15 protein-coding genes are annotated in these 16,660 nt (G+C 63.0%); 9 read left to right on the top strand and 6 right to left on the bottom strand.

Features of this window, described 5'->3' with window-relative positions; genetic code table 11:
• Positions 1-5: 5 nt before the first annotated feature.
• On the bottom strand, positions 6-3,593 hold the full coding sequence (locus ACTJKE_RS31205) for a FecR domain-containing protein (RefSeq protein ID WP_440693438.1): 3,588 nt from the start codon (positions 3,591-3,593) through the stop codon (positions 6-8).
• A gap of 287 nt (positions 3,594-3,880) precedes the next feature.
• The gene (locus ACTJKE_RS31200; protein WP_058328361.1) at positions 3,881-4,567 is read right to left on the bottom strand and encodes a GntR family transcriptional regulator; all 687 of its coding nucleotides are present in this window, start codon (positions 4,565-4,567) and stop codon (positions 3,881-3,883) included.
• A gap of 203 nt (positions 4,568-4,770) precedes the next feature.
• Between ACTJKE_RS31200 and ACTJKE_RS31195 the strand changes: the two genes are divergently transcribed.
• From ACTJKE_RS31195 to ACTJKE_RS31160, 8 genes are all read left to right on the top strand, one after another.
• On the top strand, positions 4,771-5,814 hold the full coding sequence (locus ACTJKE_RS31195; RefSeq protein WP_058328362.1) for a 4-hydroxythreonine-4-phosphate dehydrogenase PdxA: 1,044 nt from the start codon (positions 4,771-4,773) through the stop codon (positions 5,812-5,814).
• Positions 5,815-5,889: 75 nt separating this feature from the next.
• A complete protein-coding gene (locus ACTJKE_RS31190) occupies positions 5,890-6,876 on the top strand; it encodes a Bug family tripartite tricarboxylate transporter substrate binding protein (protein ID WP_440639184.1) in 987 nt (328 codons plus the stop codon).
• Between the two features lie 61 nt (positions 6,877-6,937).
• Positions 6,938-7,438, top strand: a complete 501-nt coding sequence (locus tag ACTJKE_RS31185; RefSeq protein ID WP_058323244.1) for a tripartite tricarboxylate transporter TctB family protein — start codon at positions 6,938-6,940, stop codon at positions 7,436-7,438.
• 34 nt (positions 7,439-7,472) lie between these two features.
• Complete coding sequence (locus ACTJKE_RS31180) at positions 7,473-9,011, top strand: tripartite tricarboxylate transporter permease (RefSeq protein ID WP_058328364.1); 1,539 nt, start codon at positions 7,473-7,475, stop codon at positions 9,009-9,011.
• Between the two features lie 44 nt (positions 9,012-9,055).
• Positions 9,056-9,994 carry a sugar phosphate isomerase/epimerase family protein gene (locus ACTJKE_RS31175; RefSeq protein ID WP_113513072.1) on the top strand — a complete coding sequence of 313 codons (939 nt, stop codon included), beginning with the start codon at positions 9,056-9,058 and terminating at the stop codon, positions 9,992-9,994.
• 13 nt (positions 9,995-10,007) lie between these two features.
• Positions 10,008-11,726 carry a dihydroxyacetone kinase family protein gene (locus tag ACTJKE_RS31170; RefSeq protein WP_113513070.1) on the top strand — a complete coding sequence of 573 codons (1,719 nt, stop codon included), beginning with the start codon at positions 10,008-10,010 and terminating at the stop codon, positions 11,724-11,726.
• Between the two features lie 345 nt (positions 11,727-12,071).
• Positions 12,072-12,596 carry a DUF992 domain-containing protein gene (locus ACTJKE_RS31165; protein WP_057251657.1) on the top strand — a complete coding sequence of 175 codons (525 nt, stop codon included), beginning with the start codon at positions 12,072-12,074 and terminating at the stop codon, positions 12,594-12,596.
• A gap of 186 nt (positions 12,597-12,782) precedes the next feature.
• Complete coding sequence (locus ACTJKE_RS31160; RefSeq protein ID WP_058328368.1) at positions 12,783-13,379, top strand: DUF922 domain-containing Zn-dependent protease; 597 nt, start codon at positions 12,783-12,785, stop codon at positions 13,377-13,379.
• 55 nt (positions 13,380-13,434) lie between these two features.
• Here the strand turns inward: ACTJKE_RS31160 and ACTJKE_RS31155 are convergent, their stop codons facing one another.
• From ACTJKE_RS31155 to ACTJKE_RS31140, 4 genes are read right to left on the bottom strand one after another with little or no spacing between them, the layout of a single operon-like run.
• Positions 13,435-14,049, bottom strand: a complete 615-nt coding sequence (locus ACTJKE_RS31155; RefSeq protein ID WP_057251655.1) for a DapH/DapD/GlmU-related protein — start codon at positions 14,047-14,049, stop codon at positions 13,435-13,437.
• The gene (phnL, locus tag ACTJKE_RS31150) at positions 14,046-14,753 is read right to left on the bottom strand and encodes a phosphonate C-P lyase system protein PhnL (protein WP_057251654.1); all 708 of its coding nucleotides are present in this window, start codon (positions 14,751-14,753) and stop codon (positions 14,046-14,048) included. Before phnL ends, ACTJKE_RS31155 begins: the two co-directional genes overlap by 4 nt.
• Positions 14,754-14,756: 3 nt before the next feature.
• Positions 14,757-15,533, bottom strand: a complete 777-nt coding sequence (phnK, locus tag ACTJKE_RS31145; RefSeq protein ID WP_058323251.1) for a phosphonate C-P lyase system protein PhnK — start codon at positions 15,531-15,533, stop codon at positions 14,757-14,759.
• Positions 15,530-16,408 carry an alpha-D-ribose 1-methylphosphonate 5-phosphate C-P-lyase PhnJ gene (locus ACTJKE_RS31140; RefSeq protein ID WP_058323252.1) on the bottom strand — a complete coding sequence of 293 codons (879 nt, stop codon included), beginning with the start codon at positions 16,406-16,408 and terminating at the stop codon, positions 15,530-15,532. The genes phnK and ACTJKE_RS31140 overlap by 4 nt, the downstream gene beginning before the upstream one ends.
• A gap of 44 nt (positions 16,409-16,452) precedes the next feature.
• On the opposite strand from ACTJKE_RS31140, the gene ACTJKE_RS31135 reads away from it, so the two are divergent.
• A complete protein-coding gene (locus tag ACTJKE_RS31135) occupies positions 16,453-16,644 on the top strand; it encodes a hypothetical protein (protein ID WP_162764694.1) in 192 nt (63 codons plus the stop codon).
• Positions 16,645-16,660 lie beyond the last annotated feature (16 nt).

The following is a 16,660-nucleotide window of genomic DNA, read 5'->3' as shown; positions in this document are numbered from 1 at the left end:
CTTGATCAGAACCGCACCTTGACTGTGCCCTTGAACGTCGGTCCCCAACCGGGGAGACCGCTTCTGAGCTCGAAGTCCTCGTCAAGCAGATTGAATGCCGCCAGATCGACTTCGATCTGCTTGTCGAAGGGCTCCCATTGCAGCGATGCGTCGAGCGTCCAGAAGTCGTCGAGTGTCACCCCGCCGGCCGGTCGCAAGCCGATATAGTTTGCGGCGATCGTTGCCTTCACGTTTGCGGTGTTGACCCAAGTCAGCGCCACCTGGCCGGTGTTTTCGGGTACGAAGAGAAGCTCGTCCAACTGATTGACGGTGTTTTCCCTGACGTCGGCTTCCGTATGGGCCGCCGTCAGGGAAAGGCCGAAACCGTGGCCGATTGCAAAGTTCGCGGTCGCCGCGACCCGGTCCAGCCCCACTTTGGCGTAGTCCAGATTGATGGGGGACAGCGGGACATTGAGCGACAGTTCGCGCACCTCCTGGTGCTGGTAGTCGAGCGCGGTGAAAAGCCAGTTGTTCCACTCCGCGTCCCAGCGGAACGCCAGAGTGTCGGCGTAACCTTCTGCACCGAAGCGAAGTTGGTTGGGCTGCAGGGCGACGATGCCGATCGGAGCGAGGGTGGCGACATCGAAGTTCAAGCCATCGCGCATGGCGGCGGCCCTCAACCAATGACCCTCCGCGGGCGCCCAGGCGATGCCGAGCTTCGGTTCGAGCCGGATGTTGCCGTCGTTGGCATCCTCGATGTAGCGGGCAAACAGCGCGCCTTCTGCCTTCAGGTCCGGCGTGATTTCGTAGATTGTATCGATATAGGCCTTGGCGACGGTCTGCGCCGCGGATGTCGAGCCGGATCCGATGAAGGGGGTGTTGTTGCTGCCGACCCTCATCGCAAACGGATCGAAGATGTCGAACGAACTGTCGGAGCGAACAACGCCGCCTTCGATCCCGTAGCGCCACGTGAAGTCGCCGTCTCCGTAGAGGTGATTGATGGCGGCGATATAGGTTTTCTGCTTTTCCTCGCTGCGGCTCGTGGCAAGGTCCGGTAGCCCGACGCGGGAGGCGCTGACCTTCTCGTTTTCCACGACATCCCGATCAGAAAAGAAAAGGGCGGCATTGGCGATGTTGCGGTAGCCGAAGGTGTGGCTCCAGGCGACGCCGGACAAAAGTCTATCGGCCTTGTCATGGAGGAGGTTGTCGAGGCTCGTGGTCGGATAGTCGAGGACACTCTTGTCGTCATCGAACTTGCCGTAATTGGCATAGGCGACGATCCGGTCGTCCGGTGTCGGCGAGGCGGTCAGATAGCCGTTGCCGCCGAGCAGGCGCGTTTCACGCTCGATCGCCAGACCCTGCGCGAAGTCGATGGTATCGCGCGGCTCCTCCCAATGGAGGTTGCCGTAGACGCTGATCGGGAAGGGCGAGAAAGTGAGCCCGCGTAGTTCCGCCTCGCCGATCCAGCCGGTGTGATCGTTGTCGGCAATGATGCCGCCGCCAAGTGCTGCTTCAAAGAATGGCCGCTGGACGATATTGGCCGTGCGTTCGCGGCTTGCCAGCATATGCGGTTCGATCAGCAGGCCCTGGAAGAAGGCGGAGAAGCTCTGCGGGTTGGCGGTGTTGACGACCGGGCTGCCGTCGAAATCATAGTCGTTGAACAGCGGATTGACGCTGCCGTGGATCGCCTGGTCGACATAGCTCGATCCCGTGAACGGATCGAAGACCACATCGCCGTAATATTGCCCCCAGACGTTGAGCCCCTGCAGACGAAAGGCGTCGTTGAGCGTCGAGCCGGCGTCCTGGTTGGCGCCAAGGGCCGCACTTTCGCCGCCGCGCGCCCGGGTTCGGCGCATCAATTCCTGGGCATATCGGATCGCCGCGTCGGAATCATATTCGTCGATCGCAATGGCGGTCCGCATCTGCATGATGACCGGATCGTTCGGATCAAGGCGATCGGCATTGTCGAGCGCTTGCGCGGCGGGGATGCGGTCGCCCTTTTCGTAGTAGGCGCCCGCCAGCAGCAATTGGGCGTTGGAGTAGGCGGGATTGGCGGTCGAACCGGCGAGCAGGTCGTTCAGGGCCTTGTCCAGATCGCCCGTCTGCATGTGGTAGCGCCCGCGTGCGACCAGAGTGATGTCGAAGGACGGGTCGGCGGCCAGGGCCGCGTCGATCTCAGCCTTCGCTTCCTTCATCCGGTTTTCGTCGAGATAGAGGATCGAGAGATTAGCGTGGGATACCGGGTCGCTGGGATCAAGTGCGATCGCCTGCTTGAAGGCCCTTTCTGCTGCGCGGTTGTCGCCCCTTTGTCCCTGAACCAGGCCAAGCGAGTTCCAGAGGGAGGAGGAACCCGGAGCCGTCTTCAGCCCAGCCTCCAGGTCCGCCAGCGCGCCATCAAGGTCGTTTTCGTAATGGTAGCGGTAGTCGGAGCGGGCTTCGAGCGCAGTCGGGTCCGCAGGGTCGATGGCAAGCGCCTTCGCGATGCCATCGCGGACCTGTTCCCGGTCGTCGAGCAGCAGCGCAAAGCGCGCGCGGGCGGCCGGCAGGGTAGGATCATCGGGATATTGGCGCTCGGCTTGCTTGAGCGTTTCGATGGCGGCGCGGATATCGTCGCGGAAACCGTTGGTCCAGGCCTTGGCCATCGCGCCATAGGCACCGGTCGTACCCTGCGGCGGTGCCTCGACCCGATTCGGATTGGCAAGCGCCCGGGCGAAATAGCCACCATAGGCAGCGATGGAACGCCGCTTGGCATCAAGTCCGCGGGCAGAGTGTGCAAAAAGCTTTGCCGCATCGTCATAACGCTTTTCCGAGCCGGCGATCAGGGCATCGATGAGATCGGCGCGCGCCTGCTGTGTTGCGCCGAGCCGTCCGCGGCGCGCCTCGGCCAGAGCTGCCTGGGCCTTCTGGCGGCCGTCGAGTGTCAGGTAGATTTCAGAGAGCGTCAGCCAGTCTTCGACCGAGCGCGACTCGGGACGCTTGCCCTCGATGCGTTCGCGTTCCCCACGCATGTCGGGCACGCGAAGCGGCGTCGCCGGCATCCAGACGAAGGAATCGCGCAGCGACAGATGGAAAAGCATCTGCTCGCGATCCTTCGGATTGACGACCACCACCTTGGACGGCGCCTTACCGATTGCCGCGACCGCGCCTTCGCCTTGGGCAACCGTGACGCTGCCTTGTGCGTTGCTGAGTTCGACGACGCCTTCGAGCACGATCAGCGAGGTCTTGCCGTCAGGGCCAACGGTCAATGTCCAGTCGGTGCCGCGAATGGCGGCCGTTGCGGCCGGCGTATCGATTGCCAGGCCCTGTCCGCCGCGTTCCGCACGTGCCCAGATCGTGCCCGATTGCAGTTCGAGATTGGTGTCGCCATCCGCCCCCATGCGCTTGACGCGCAGGGCCGTGTTGCGGCCGAGCCGGATCTGCGTGTGGTCGGAAAAGAGAACCGCAAGCGCGCCGGTTGCGTTGGTGCGCAGCACGTCTCCGGACAGCAAATCCTGGGCGAGATCGACGAAGCGCCAGTTGGAGACATCGACGAAGCGAACTTCCTCACCGGATTTGCGGGCGATTACCGATCCGGCAACGGGCGGCGTCCGCTGAACCGGCTCAGCGAATGCCATGCTTGGACAGACTATCGCTGCCGTAGCCAGCAGTACCCGAAGTCTTTGCCGCCCCATCTTTGTTCCCGTCTCCACCCCGCCATGGATTCAGTGAATTTCGACCAGGTCAAAGTCAATAGTGTTCGAATATTCTAAGTTGTTTTCCAAGCAGTGTGTCTTATTCGGGAAACAGCTTCCGCAACCGATTCGCTCGGCTGCAGCATTTGGCCGCTGAATGACGAAGGGCGCCCATCGGGCACCCTTCGAATTACCGTATGTCGAGAGCAAATCCTGCCCTCAGAGAAGAATCAAACGGAAGCTTTGACGCGCTCCCAGGCGTTCACCAGGTGACGGCCGAGAACCTCCGACAGCTTTGCCTTGTCACGGGCCTCGAGCGCGACGATCATCTCTTCATGTTCGGCAACGGCAGCTGCCCATTTCTCCGGCCCCTCGTGGCCGATGAAGCGGATGCGCTTCAACCGCGTCTGAAGCACCGCGTGCATGTCGACCAAGGCGGCGTTTCCCGCGAGTTGGACAATGGCCGAATGGATCTGCTGGTTGAGTTTGTAATACTGCAGCCGGTCGCTGGCCTTGTAGCGCTGGACCATCTCGTCGTGCAGCGCACGCACTTCGGCAATGCCCGCGTCGCTTGCCGCCTCGCAGGCGAGCTTGCCGGCCAGTTCCTCCAGCGTCTGCAGGACTGTCAGCATGTCGTGCACGTCCTTGGCGCTGAAGCGCTTGACGACGGCGCCTCGGCTCGGGACGAGCTCCACCAGCCCCTCGCTCGCCAGATACTTGATGGCTTCGCGCAGTGGCGTGCGGGACACGCCCAGCTGTTCGCCAAGCTGGCCTTCGTGCAGGCGGGTGCCGGGCGATAGGTCGCCTTCGATGATCATGTCGCGCAGGTGGCTGACCAGCGTGTCGTGCAGCGCCGTGCGCCTGATCGGGCCAGGGCCGCCATCCGGCCGTCTCTCCAGAGATGTGATTTCGTTCATTGTTTTGCTTCTTCGTCTGGCGACTGGGTGTCGACCGTCTGTTCCCGTTCGTGCCGATTGAATCAGCGCTGTCTCATTAAAGCATGGAGACCGGCAGTCCCATCGTCAACAGAAAATGCTGCATACAGAATACAAAAGACTTGATGCAGAATTTTGAATAACGTATGACGGCAACCGAAAGAATGAAGCGGAGGACATCTCACATGACGACTAACGGTGCTGCCGGTAACGGCGCGCGTCCTGTCATCGCGCTCGCCATGGGCGATCCGGCGGGTATCAGCCCGGAACTCACAGCAAAGCTGCTGGCGCTTGCCGATATCCGCGAAGCCGCACACATCATCACGATCGGTGATCGCAGGATCCTGGATGAAGGCGCCAAGGCTGCGGGCGTGACGCTCGATCTCGAGCCGTCGACGCTTGAGGATCTGGAAAAGGCCGGCACGTCGCGCCACGTTTTCGTCGACCTCGCCCACCTCGATCCGGCAGATGTCGTGCGCGGCGAAGCGACGCTTGCGGGCGGAACCTTTGCTACCCGCAACTTCCGCGCCGCGCTCGAACTGGCGCATGCTGGCAAGGCCGACGCCGTCTGCTTCACGCCCTTCAACAAGAAGGCCATGCGCTTTGCCTATCCGGGCTATGACGACGAAATCCGTTTCGTTGCCGATGTTCTCTGCTTCACCGGCAAGGTTCGCGAGTTCAACGTCCTCGAGAAGGTCTGGAACGCGCGCGTCACCTCGCACATTCCACTCAAGGACGTAGCTGACAACCTCTCGGTCGACGGTATCATCGCCGAACTCGAGCTGACCCGGGCCTGCCTCAAGGAGGCGGGTTATGAAGAGGCGAAGATCGCGGTTGCCGGTCTCAACCCGCACGCCGGCGACGGCGGCAGCTTCGGCATGGAAGAGATCGACATCATCGAACCGGCGGTCGAAAAGGCGAAGGCACTCGGCTTCAACGTCGAGGGGCCGTTCCCGGCCGATACCGTTTTCGGTCGCGCTCTCAAGGAAGGCTACAACGCCGTCCTCACCATGTATCACGACCAGGGCCAGATCGCGATGAAGCTAATGGGCTTCGACAAGGGCGTGACCATGATGGGCGGTCTGCCTTTCGCGCTCTGCACGCCGGCCCATGGCACGGCTTATGACATCGCCGGCAAGGGCATTGCCGACGTCGGCGCCAGCCGCGAAGCGCTGCTGCTCGCCGTGCGCATGGCAAAGAAAAAGGCCGCGCTCAAGGCCGCCGCCTGATTTCGCACGCTTTCACGCAATAACGGCGCAGGAGGAGGTCTTGCGCCACAGAACCACAAAACGGGAGGACCCGACTTGAAGAATACCGTCTCCATCGCATGCATCATGGCAGCCGTCTTCGGGGTTGCTGCTCCGGCCGCAGCCTTCGAACCCGATCGCCCGGTTGAATTCGTCGTCACGGCAGGTCCCGGTGGCGGCACCGACATCTTCGCCCGCACGATCCAGGCGATCATCGGCAAGTACGAGCTGATGAAGGCTCCGGTCGTCGTTACCAACAAGGGCAGCGCCGGCGGCGCCGAAGGTTTCGTCTACACGGCGACCAACAAGGGCGACGCTTACAAACTCGCTTTCGGCACGAACAATGCCTACCTGCTGCCGGTTCGCGCCAAGGTGCCGTACAAGGCTGAAGACCTGACCCCGGTCGCGGCGCTCGCTTCCGACGAATTCGTTCTCTGGGTCAACGGCAAGGCCACCTACAACACGGCGGCCGACTTTGCTGCCAAGGCGAAGGAAGGCGGCCTGAAGATCGGCGGCAGTCAGTCCAAGGACGTCGACCAGATCCTCACCTCGATGATCAACGAGGCGACTGGTGCTACGATCAACTACATCCCGTTCAAGAGCGGCGGTGAAGCAGCCGTCCAGCTTGCCGGCGAACACCTCGACGCCAACGTCAACAACCCGAGCGAAAACCTCGGCCAGTGGCAGGCCGGCATGGTCAAGCCGCTCTGCGTCTTCAAGAGCGTCAAGCTTTCGAACGACGCCAAGATCGCCGGTGACAAGGGCTGGAGCGATATTCCGACCTGCAAGGAATCGGGCATCGCCATCGACAACTACTCGATGCCGCGCACCGTCTGGCTGCCGGCCGGCGTTGACCAGGATGTGGTCAAGTTCTATGCGGACCTGATGCGCAAGGTTTCGGAAACGCCGGAATGGGCGAAGTACCTCGCCGACACCTCACAGTCCCCCTCCTACATCGCTGGCGACGATTTCAAGGCCGCCATCGATATGGACGGCGTTGCCGTCGGCGAAGTGCTGAAGCGCGAAGGTTGGCTCGCCAACTAAGGGCGAGACATTGAGGCGGGTGCCTTCGGGTACCCGTCATCCGCTTTGAAAGGTCACGATCATGAGCGAGAACGGTGCGAATGGGGTCTCCCGCTTCGCGGTTGAGCTTGGCGTTGCTGCGCTGACCGGCGCCTTCGGCGCGGCGGTCTGCTACGGGTCCCTCGATATCGGTGCGGGATGGACCGAATTCGGGCCGGAAGCCGGTTATTTTCCCTTCTATGTCGGCCTTCTGATCCTTCTCGGAAGCGCTGCGAACGCGATCCACGCTTTCGCCAAGCATCGCGGCACGGGTGAGATCTTCATCGACGGTCACCGCGCCAAGGTGGTCTCGTCGTTTCTGTTGCCGCTGATCGCCTTTGCCGGCGTTTCCGCCTGGCTCGGCCTTTACGTCGGCACGGCGCTCTATATCGCCGGCACAATGCTTTTCCAGGGGCGTTACAAATGGTGGATCGCGTTGCCGTCGGGCGTCGCCGTTTCGCTGTTCTTCTTCATCGTATTCGAGATCGGCTTCAAGGTTCCCCTGCTCAAGGGACCGGTCGAGGCCTGGTTCGGGATCTACTGATCCCGACCGCCCACGCTTTCCCGGGAGGAATGACATGGAAAATATCGGTCTTCTGATCGATGGCTTCGGCCACATCCTCAGCTGGAACCATATCCTGCTGATGATGGTCGGCGTCACGCTCGGCATTCTGGTCGGCGTGCTGCCGGGCCTTGGCGCGCCCAACGGCGTGTCGCTGCTGTTGCCGCTGACCTTCTCGATGGATCCGATCTCCGCCATCATCCTGCTCTCCTGCATGTACTGGGGCGCACTCTTCGGCGGGTCGACCACATCGATCCTCTTCAACATTCCCGGCGAACCTTCGTCGGTGGCGACGACCTTCGACGGATATCCGATGGCGAAAGCCGGCCAGGCGAGCCGCGCACTGACGCTCGCCTTCGTGTCTGCCGGCATCGGCGCGCTTGCCGGCGTCGTTATGATCACGCTGCTCTCCGGCTGGGTCGCGAACTTTGCGCTGCGCTTCTCGTCCCCGGAATACTTCGCGGTCTATTTCCTGGCCTTCGCCAGCTTCATTTCCATGGGTGCGCAATCGCCGTTCAAGACGCTCGTCTCGATGATGCTCGGCTTTGCGCTTGCCTCCGTCGGCATGGACACGATCTCCGGTGACCTGCGGCTTACCTTCGATATCCCGACCCTGATCAAGGGCGTCAGCTTCCTGATCGCCGTCATGGGCCTCTTCGGCATCGGCGAACTCTTGCTGACCACGGAAGAAGGCTTGCGCTTCGAGGGCATCAAGGCGCGCGTCAAGCTCGTCGAGATCGGCCGCACGCTGATCGAGATCCCGCGCTACTGGTTCACGATCCTGCGCTCGACGATCATCGGCATCTGGATGGGCATCACGCCCGCCGGCCCGACGGCGGCCTCCTTCATGAGCTACGGCGTTGCCCGTCGGTCGGCCCGCGATAAGTCGAAGTTCGGCAAGGGCGATCCGCGTGGCGTTGTGGCACCCGAAACCGCTGACCACTCCGCCGGTACCTCGGCACTGCTTCCGATGCTGGCGCTCGGCGTCCCCGGCTCGGCAACGGCCGCCGTCATGATGGGTGGCCTGATGATTTGGGGTCTGACGCCCGGCCCGATGCTCTTTACCGAGCGGCCGGACTTCGTCTGGGGGCTGATCGCCTCGATGTATCTCGGCAACGTCGTCGCCGTGTTCCTGGTGATCGCCACCGTGCCGCTCTACGCCTCGATCCTGCGCGTGCCCTTTGCGATCATCGGCCCGATTATCGTCGCCGTGATCTTCTCCGGCGCCTACCAGGTGGCAAACTCGGTCTCCGACATCTTCCTGGTCATCGGCTTCGGCGTGCTCGGCTATGTCTTCAAGAAGCTCGAGTACCCGCTGGCGCCGTTGGTTCTCGCCATGGTGCTTGGCGACAAAGCCGAGGACGCCTTCCGCCAGTCCATGCTGCTTTCAGGCGGCAGCCTCAATATCTTCTGGTCGAACCCGCTGGTTTCCTCTCTGATGGCGCTCGCTCTTGCACTCCTGCTGTCGCCGCTTGTCTTCGGACTGATCGGCCTGGTCCGCAAGCGCAACCACGATCCCGATGCCCCGCATGGCGACGGCAGCGCGGCGGCTTGACGGAGCCGCCGCACCCCCAACATCCAGACACGACGAGGAAGGTCATGGCGAACACATCGCGCAAATGGACCCGTGAAACCTGGCCGATCGCGGCCGCCATGATCCAATATCCAAACGTGCTGGCCGACGGCAGTTCGGTGCAGGAGCAATCGGTCGAGCAATGGGCAAAAACGCTCGCCGATGTGGTCGATGCCGGCTTCACCGAACTCGACCCCACCGACAGCTGGATCCGGCTTGCTGACCTCTCGCCGGATCGACTCGACAGCTTCGTCAAGCTCGCCCATGACCTCGGCCTCACCATGCCGGCGATCTCGACTGCGCGGCGCAGCGTGATCGACCCGGAGCATGGCGACGAGTATCTTGCCTACGGCCACCGGGTCATTGAAACCGCGGCCGCCATCGGTGCGGGCTCCGTTTCCTTCGGCTTTTTTGGCCCGCTGACTGACGCGCAGAAGAAGGCGCTGTGGTTCTGGACCGTCGATGGCGTCAAGAACCCCGACGAGCCCGCCACCTGGCAGAAGGCCGTTCAGCGTATTCGTGATCTTGGCCGTCATGCCGAGGAACTCGGCATCGAGCTGGCGCTCGAAATGTACGAGGATACCTATATCGGCTCGGCCGACAGTGCCGTGCGCTTCGTCACCGATGTCGGCTTGCCGAACGTCGGCATCAATGCCGATCTGGGCAACCTCGTTCGCCTGCACCGTCCGGTCGAGCACTGGCAGCAGATGATGGCCAAGGTTGCTCCCTTCGCGAAGTATTGGCACGTCAAGAACTACTACCGCACCGAGGACGAAACGTCGGGCCTGATCGTTACCCATCCTACGCCGCTGGAGTTCGGTGTGATCAACTACCGCGCCGCGATCCGAATGGCGCTTACCCACGGCTTCAACAGCCCGTTCCTCTGCGAACATTACGGCGGCGACGGCCTCTCCGTCAGCGCTGCCAACCGGGACTATCTGAGGCGCATTCTGCCTCGCGAATAAGGGAAGAGACGCGATGACCACAATCTTTGACGCACCGGAAGAGTTCGCCACGACCGCGCTTGCCGGCTTCAGTTCGATTTACGCGCGCAACGTCCGTCTCGTGAAGGGCGGAGTCGTTCGCTCGACCCAGGTGCCGAAGGGCAAGGTCGCTGTCGTCATCGGCGGCGGCTCCGGGCACTACCCCGCTTTTGCCGGCTATGTCGGCCCGGGCATGGCGGATGCCGCCGTTGCCGGCGATGTCTTCGCTTCTCCCTCGACCGCGGCCGTTGCCCGCGTCTGCCGCCAGGCCGATCAGGGCGGTGGCGTGCTGCTCGGTTTCGGCAACTACGCCGGTGACGTCCTGAACTTCGGCGTCGCTGCCGAGCGCCTGCGCGCTGAAGGCATCGACGTGCGCATCGTGCCGGTGACGGACGACGTTGCCAGCGCTTCCGCTGAAACGCCTTCCAAGCGCCGCGGTATTGCCGGCGACCTCGTGGTCTTCAAGATCGCGGGCGCTGCTGCCGAAGCCGGCCTTAACCTGGATCAGGTCGAGCGCGTCACTCGCCTTGCCAACGACCGCACCGTTTCTTTCGGCGTGGCCTTTGGCGGCTGTACGCTTCCGGGCGCCAAGGCACCGCTCTTTGCCGTGCCGAAGGGCGAGATGGCGCTTGGCCTCGGCATCCACGGCGAGCCGGGCATCCGCGAAGAAAAGATGGTTTCGGCGAGCGAGTTCGCCAAGCTTCTGGTCGGCAAGCTGCTGGCCGAACGCCCGGCGGATGTCCGCAAAGTTGCGCCTGTCCTGAACGGTCTCGGCTCGACGAAATACGAGGAACTCTTCGTGCTTTGGGTCGCGGTCGAGAAGGAACTGAAGGCGGCCGGCCTCGAGATCGTCGATCCCGAATGCGGCGAATTCGTCACCAGCCTGGACATGCAGGGCTGCTCGCTAACGCTGATGTGGCTGAACGATGAGCTTGAGACCTATTGGCGCGCGCCGTGCGATGCGCCGGTGCTGCGCAAGGGCGCGATCATCGCGGCCGAGCCCGCGACCGAAGAGATCAAGGTCGAGGACGGCCCGCAGATGTTTGCCCCCGCATCCGATGCTTCGAAGGAGAGCGGCAAGTGCATTGCCCGACTGATTGGCAAGATTGCCGAAGCGTTGAAGGAGGCGGAAGACGAACTCGGCCGTATCGACGCCTTCGCCGGTGATGGCGACCACGGTCAGGGCATGCGCCGCGGTTCCGCCGCAGCCGACGAGGCGGCAAAGACGGCGGTCGCGGCCGGCGCCGGCGCTGCAAGCGTCCTCGCGGCGGCGGGCGATGCCTGGGCGGATCGCGCCGGCGGCACGTCGGGTGCGATCTGGGGTCTGTTGCTGCGTTCGTGGAGCAATGCTTTCGACGACGCGACGGCGCCCTCGGACGCCGCCATCGTCGATGGCGCACGCCGCGCCCTCGATGGCGTCACGCGCCTCGGCCGTGCACGCGTCGGCGACAAGACCCTCGTCGATGCGCTGGTGCCCTTTGTCGAAACCCTGGAGCGTGAGTTTGCCGCCGGCAAGCGTCTGATCGAGGCGTGGCAGGCTGCCGCCAAGGCCGCGACCGCCGCCGCAGAGGCGACTTCCAGCCTGACGCCGAAGCTTGGCCGCGCCCGTCCGCTCGCCGAAAAGAGCATCGGTCACCCCGATGCCGGCGCCGTTTCGCTGGCGTTGACGGCGCGAATTGCCGGCGGGTTCCTGCTGCAATCGGCGATGGCCTGAGCCCTCAATCTTCCGATCGGGTGGCCGCAGTGCCGCCCGATCGTGTCTCTCTCTCTCTCTCTCTCTCTCTCTCTCTTTTTCTTTTCGCGCGCGCGAATTGCTCCCGTCGGGGCGGATCTGGCTTCCGGGACGGCGTGCCGATACCGTCGGCCGTGGCTTTTTCAACACAATCTCCGGTCATTGTTGGGGAAACCCCATCAATTTTCTCGGCTAACGAATATCTGCCACGGAATTGCCGGATCGCGGGCTATGCCTCGTCTTTCCTGCAGCGTGCGCTAAGTGCTTGAGTTCGTGTGCCGCCGGTTAACTGCCAATGATTTCTGAAGTTCCGAGAAGGAGACAAGAATGAAAAAGAGTTTTGCCGTGAAGGTGTCCGCAGCGTCTCTGGTTCTCGCTGGTGCGATGGCCGCAAACGCAGCCGATCTCGCGACAGTACAACCGCAACCGGAGCCGGACACCAGCAACGGCGTCAAGATCGGCTACCTCGATTGCAACATCGCCGGCGGCGTCGGCTATGTGCTCGGTTCTGCCAAGGAAGTCGATTGCGTCTTCCGCTCGACGATGGGGGCTGAGGCTTCCGACCACTACGCTGGCGCCATCCGCAAGATGGGTGTCGATGTCGGCTTCACGACGCAGAGCCGGCTGATCTGGGCGGTGTTTGCACCGACCGCTGGCTACCACCGCGGCTCGCTCGGTGGCCTCTATCAGGGTGCAACCGCCGAAGCGACGGTCGGCGCCGGCATCGGCGCCAACATCCTCGTCGGCGGCACTTCCGGTTCGATCCATCTGCAGACGGTCAGCGTGACCGGCCAGATCGGCCTCAACCTTGCGGCAACCGGCACATCGATGACGCTGACTGCCGTCAACTAAGGTCGTTATCGTCGGCCTGTTGACCCCTCCCGCAACTGGCCCGACACGATCGCATAAACGACAAGGGCACTGCGGCTCAGATTGGGCTGCGGTGCCTTTGCAATTGAACTGTTGCCATCCGCCGATTCCCGTTTAAGGAAGGCTGGTAAAGTTGTGCGCCGTAAGGGGCGAACGTCGAGGTTTGGATTGAACAAAAGCCTTTGTCTGGGGGTGGTTGCCCTTTGCTTCGCGTCCACGCCGCGCTGTGCGTTTGCCGAGTGGCAGGCGGTCGAGAAGGAAGCGCCCTATGCCATCGAAGGGCAGACGGGCGCGGACCTTTATGCGTCGATCGGCGAGCGCGGGCCGAAGGCCGGACTTGGCCGGGCGATCGCCCATACCAATTTCAAGCTGACCTGGACGCGGAAGTACGAAGAACAGGCAGGCGCCTGCGTGCTGACGACGGCAAAGCCGAAGCTGATCATCACCTATACCCTGCCGAAGCCCGCGAAGCCTCTGCCTGCGGGCACGCGCGAAAACTGGGACATCTTCATCGACAGCGTGCGCAAGCATGAACTCGTGCACGGCGATTTCATCAAGGAGATGGTGCGCGCGATCGAGTCTGCGACCCTCGGCCTCACCGTTCCCGACGACCCGAAGTGCCGCAAGATCAGGACCGAAATGACCAAGCGCCTCGGCGCGCTCTCGCAGGCACAACGCCAGCGCAGCCGCGACTTCGACCAGGTTGAGCTCACCGACGGCGGCAATATCCACCAGTTGATTCTGAGACTGGTGAACGGGCCGTAGATCGCCTCGTTCTCAGCTCGAGAGGGCGCCGAACCTGCGCTCGGCGCCTGATCACTTATGCGTAGCGCACCAGAAATTCCTCGGCCGTCAGTTCGCGGAAATCGTCAAGCGCGCGGCGGAGGCGCTGGTGGTCCCAGTCCCACCAGGCGAGCGTGTCCAACCGCTCGCCAATACCTTCGTTGAAACGGCTGCGGATGAGCTTCGCGGGGACGCCGCCGACGATGGTATAGGGCTCGACATCCTTGGAGACGACGGCGCCGGCGCCGATCACCGCGCCATTGCCGACGGTGACGCCAGGCAGGATGGTGGCGCCGTGGCCGATCCAGACGTCGTGACCGATCGTCACCCGGTTCGATCGTCGCCAGGCGAAGAGGTCGTGGTCGAGTTCGGTATCATCCCAATAGTTCGGTGCGCGGTAGGTGAAGTGGTGCAGGGTGGCCCGCCAGGTCGGATGATTGGTGGCGTTGATGCGCACGGCGGCGGCGATGTTGACGAACTTGCCGATCGTCGCGCACCAGATCGAGCCGTCCTGCATGATGTAGGAATAGTCGCCGAACTCGACCTCGTCGAGCCGCGAACGCTCCTGGACTTCAGTATAGCGGCCGAACGTCGAATTGTTGACGCTCGCCGTCGGATGGATGAAGGGCTCGAGCCCAAGCTTCTGGCTCATGCGGCAGCCTTTCGCGGCGAGAAGGCCGAGACGTCGAGAATGCGGTCGGCAACGGCGTCGCGGACCTCTTCATCGTGGAAGATGCCGATCAGCGCCGTACCCTTCGCCTTCTTCTCAGCGATCAGTTCGACGACGACGGCCCTGTTCTTGGCGTCGAGCGATGCGGTCGGCTCGTCGAGCAGCAGGATCCTGTGGTCGGTGATGAAGCCGCGGGCGATGTTGACGCGCTGCTGCTCGCCGCCGGAGAAGGTGGCTGGTGGCAGGCTCCAGAGTTCGCGCGGCAGGTTGAGCTTGCTTAAGAGTTCCGCCGCGTGCGCACGCGCCTCTTCGATCGGGGTGCCGCGGGCCTGCAAGGGTTCCGCGACGATGTCGAGAGCGGAGACACGGGGCACGACACGCAGGAACTGGCTGACATAACCGAGCGTCGTGCGCCGGACCTCAAGCACGGTGCGCGGCTCGGCCGTTGCCAGGTTTACCAGCTTGCCGTCGTGATCCATCAGGATCTGGCCTTCGTCCACGCCGTAATTGCCGTACAGCATTTTCAGGATCGAGCTCTTGCCGACGCCGGAGGGGCCACCGAGAACAACGCACTCGCCTGCCTTGACCGAGAAGGAGACATTTGCGACGACGGGCCGGCGGACGCCGTCGCGCAGGTGCATGGTGAAGCTTTTTGCGACTTCGGAAACAACGAGGGGCGTAGCCATGATTTACACCTGCAAGATCGAGGAGACGAGGAGCTGGGTATAGGGCTCGCGCGGATCGTCGAGCACCCGGTCGGTCAGTCCCTGTTCGATGACTGCGCCATCCTTCATCACCATCATGCGGTGTGAAAGCAGGCGGGCGACGGCAAGGTCGTGGGTGACGATAACAGCGGCAAGGCCGAGGTCATGCACAAGCCCGCGCACCAGGTCGAGCAAGCGTGCCTGCACCGACACGTCGAGACCGCCGGTCGGCTCGTCCATGAAGACGAGGCGTGGGGAGGTGACGAGGTTGCGGGCGATCTGCAGGCGCTGGCGCATGCCGCCGGAGAAGGCGCGCGGCTGGTCGTCGATGCGATCGACGCCGATTTCCACTCGCTCCAGCCAGTCGCTGGCGGTGGCGCGAATGTTGCCATAGTGACGATCGCCGACGGCCATCAGTCGTTCGCCGACATTGGCGCCGGCCGAGACCGTCATGCGCAGGCCATCGGCCGGGTTCTGATGAACGAAGCCCCAGTCGGTGCGCATCAGGAAGCGGCGTTCCGCTTCGCCCATGCGGGCAAGATCACGGTACTGACCGTCGCGCATATGGTACTCGACGATACCCGAGGTCGGCATCAGCCGGGTCGAGAGGCACGAGAGCAACGTCGTCTTGCCGGAGCCGGATTCGCCGACGATGGCGAGCACTTCGCCCGCATAAAGCTCGAAGGAGACGTTGCGGCAGCCGATGCGGCTTCCGTAGAACTTCGAGAGGTCGTTCACTTTCAGAAGCGGGAGGGTACTCATTCTGCGGCCTCCTGGCGGGCGAGCATGTGACCTGCATGGCCGCAGGCGCGGCGGTCTTCGCAGTGATCGGTGTCGGAGCAGACGAACATGCGCCCGCCCTTGTCGTCGAGAATGACCTCGTCCAGATAGACGTCCTCCGCACCACAGAGTGCACAGGGCTTGTCGAAGCTCTGGATCTCGAAGGGATGGTCGTCGAAGTCGAGGCTGACGACGTCGGTGTAGGGCGGTACGGCATATATGCGCTTTTCGCGGCCGGCGCCGAAGAGCTGCAGCGCTTCCGACATATGCATCTTCGGATTGTCGAACTTCGGTGTCGGCGAGGGGTCCATGACATAGCGGCCCTCGACCTTGACCGGATACGCGTAAGTCGTGGCGATATGGCCGTTGCGGGCGATGTCCTCGTAGAGCTTCACATGCATCAGCCCGTATTCCTCAAGCGCGTGCATCTTGCGTGTTTCGGTCTCGCGCGGTTCGAGGAAGCGCAAGGGTTCCGGGATCGGCACCTGGTAGACGAGCGTCTGGCCTTCCGAGAGCTTTTCCTCGGGGATGCGGTGGCGCGTCTGGATGATCGTCGCCTCCTTCGTCCGGGTGGTGACGGCGACATTGGCGACCTTCTGGAAGAAGGCGCGGATCGAGACGGCGTTGGTGGTGTCGTCGGCGCCCTGGTCGATGACCTTCAGCACGTCCTCCGGCCCGAGGATCGAAGCGGTGACCTGGACGCCGCCGGTGCCCCAGCCATAGGGCATCGGCATTTCGCGTGAGGCGAAGGGGACCTGGTAGCCGGGGATCGCGATCGCCTTCAGGATGGCGCGGCGGATCATGCGTTTCGTCTGTTCGTCCAGATAGGCGAAATTATAAGTAGCAAGGTCGTTCATCGCCGATTACCCTTGAGTGTGTCGACCGCGGATGGGGTCAGGATTTGAGCGAGATAGTTTTCTGGGTGGTTGTGATCGTCGCGGTGGTGGTGGCCGCCCTGTTCTGGGCCGCCCGCAATGCCCGGCGCGAGCCGGACGCCGAGGCGCGCAAGGACGATGGTTCCGGCGATGCCGGTGTCGTCTTTGCCGGTGACAGTGGTGGCGATTGCGGCGGTGGAGATGGCGGCGGCGACTGAACAGTCAGCGCGCGTC

The organism is Ensifer sp. 22521 (genome assembly GCF_052044795.1).
GTDB lineage: Bacteria > Pseudomonadota > Alphaproteobacteria > Rhizobiales > Rhizobiaceae > Ensifer.
The sequence above is the reverse complement of the archived record's forward strand: the minus strand, read 5'-3'. Positions and strand labels throughout refer to the sequence as shown.

What these genes read in the sequence shown, in the direction of transcription:
- ACTJKE_RS31195 (WP_058328362.1), top strand. Translation starts at nt 4,771, where the DNA reads ATGACGACTAACGGTGCTGCCGGTAACGGCGCGCGTCCTGTCATCGCG.
- phnL (WP_057251654.1), bottom strand. Translation starts at nt 14,753, where the DNA reads ATGGCTACGCCCCTCGTTGTTTCCGAAGTCGCAAAAAGCTTCACCATG.
- phnK (WP_058323251.1), bottom strand. Translation starts at nt 15,533, where the DNA reads ATGAGTACCCTCCCGCTTCTGAAAGTGAACGACCTCTCGAAGTTCTAC.
- ACTJKE_RS31170 (WP_113513070.1), top strand. Translation starts at nt 10,008, where the DNA reads ATGACCACAATCTTTGACGCACCGGAAGAGTTCGCCACGACCGCGCTT.
- ACTJKE_RS31155 (WP_057251655.1), bottom strand. Translation starts at nt 14,049, where the DNA reads ATGAGCCAGAAGCTTGGGCTCGAGCCCTTCATCCATCCGACGGCGAGC.
- ACTJKE_RS31180 (WP_058328364.1), top strand. Translation starts at nt 7,473, where the DNA reads ATGGAAAATATCGGTCTTCTGATCGATGGCTTCGGCCACATCCTCAGC.
- ACTJKE_RS31140 (WP_058323252.1), bottom strand. Translation starts at nt 16,408, where the DNA reads ATGAACGACCTTGCTACTTATAATTTCGCCTATCTGGACGAACAGACG.
- ACTJKE_RS31185 (WP_058323244.1), top strand. Translation starts at nt 6,938, where the DNA reads ATGAGCGAGAACGGTGCGAATGGGGTCTCCCGCTTCGCGGTTGAGCTT.
- ACTJKE_RS31200 (WP_058328361.1), bottom strand. Translation starts at nt 4,567, where the DNA reads ATGAACGAAATCACATCTCTGGAGAGACGGCCGGATGGCGGCCCTGGC.
- ACTJKE_RS31165 (WP_057251657.1), top strand. Translation starts at nt 12,072, where the DNA reads ATGAAAAAGAGTTTTGCCGTGAAGGTGTCCGCAGCGTCTCTGGTTCTC.
- ACTJKE_RS31175 (WP_113513072.1), top strand. Translation starts at nt 9,056, where the DNA reads ATGGCGAACACATCGCGCAAATGGACCCGTGAAACCTGGCCGATCGCG.
- ACTJKE_RS31205 (WP_440693438.1), bottom strand. Translation starts at nt 3,593, where the DNA reads ATGGCATTCGCTGAGCCGGTTCAGCGGACGCCGCCCGTTGCCGGATCG.